Below are 1459 nucleotides of genomic sequence, written 5' to 3'. Positions count from 1 at the left end.
GCACACCCTGACTTCAATGAAAACCAGGAGCAAGACACAATGCCAACCGACACTCAGCAGGAAGACCAACCGCTCTTCCACCTTGCAGAACTCGACGGTGTGACCACCCTGTTCGCCGCTATGGACACCATGCCCAAGGAAGCAGTCGGCGTCATAGAACAAGCAGGGCACACACCCAACGGCTACTTCCTCGACAACCTCGCTAAGTACCTACTCCGACAAGCAAACATCACCACCGAAAGCATTGAGTTCGACAGCGAAGCAGGCATGTTCAGCCTCATCGGCACCACCGAAACCCTGCAACAACTCCATGAGCAACTCACCGATCTCTTCACCAATCCCGCGAAACTACAAGAAACACTCAACCACGCTGAAGCAGCAGGTACAGACCTCAACGATTAACAGAAAAACTCTGACCTAACACACTAAAACCCAGTCAGCGGGCTGGCATGGTGCTGCGTATCACTACCGCTACGATGACCACGGCCGCGTCACCGCCCAAGTCGGCACCGGCGGTATGTTCCCCAACATCCTCTACTGGGGCGACGACACCGGCGACGACGCACCCCTCGGTGGCACCGTCTGCGTACTCATCGAAACCGCCGGCGACTTCACCGGAAACCCCCTAGACACCGGCGACAGCGTCGTTGACACCTACCTCGACCGCCTCCACAACCTCCCCCTCTACCAAGCCCTCCTCAACGGCGGACTCCACCAAGCAGGCCTCACCGGCCGCGGCCGCACCACCAACCGCGACACCACCACCAACTGGACCATCCCCACCGACTGGCTGACCGACGACCTCCTCGGCGACATCCGCCCCACCGTCTACCGCGCCACCGCCTCCGGCGACGTCTGGCGCATCATCACCCCCGAAGGCGCAATCCAAGACACCACCTACACCGACCACCACCTCCCATCCACCGTCACCAACACAGCCGGTGCCACCACCTGCTACACCTACGACGACAACGACCTCATCGTCGACACCACCTACCCCGACGGCACCACCACAACCATCGAACCCGGCACCTGGGGCATGCCCGTACGCATCACCGGCCGCGACGGACACACCACCGACTACCAAGTCGACACCTTCGGCATGACCACCGCCATCACCACCGCCGACGGAGCCACCACCACCTACACCTACGACTACCGTGTCTCCGGCATCACCCCTGCCAGCATCACCAACCCCGATGGGGCCACCACCCACATCGACTGCGATAACGCCGGCCGCACCATCGCCATCACCGACCCCGCCGGCCGACGCACCAGCCACACCCTCAACATCCAAGGCCTTATCACCGACACCCTCGACCCCGACGGCAACACCACCCGCATCGACTACACCCCCGAAGGCTGGCCCACCACACTCACCCACCCTGACGGCACCACCCTCACCGCCACCTACGACGGCGAAGGCAACCAACTGACCACCACCAACGAAACCGGAGCC

At 62.2% G+C, this 1459-nt stretch carries 1 protein-coding gene and 1 pseudogene; both read left to right on the top strand.

Annotated elements, in window-relative coordinates:
- Nucleotides 1–402 (top strand): Imm51 family immunity protein (locus tag L8U58_RS10095; protein ID WP_269955268.1); only part of this gene is annotated, 402 nt, incomplete at its 5' end.
- Between the two features lie 115 nt (nucleotides 403–517).
- Nucleotides 518–1459 (top strand): annotated as a pseudogene (locus tag L8U58_RS10090) (hypothetical protein); the annotation flags it as partial.

Source organism: Corynebacterium macclintockiae, from assembly GCF_027570165.1.
In the GTDB taxonomy this organism is placed as follows: Bacteria; Actinomycetota; Actinomycetes; order Mycobacteriales; family Mycobacteriaceae; genus Corynebacterium; species Corynebacterium macclintockiae.
This window is presented reverse-complemented; position numbering and strand designations above follow the sequence as displayed.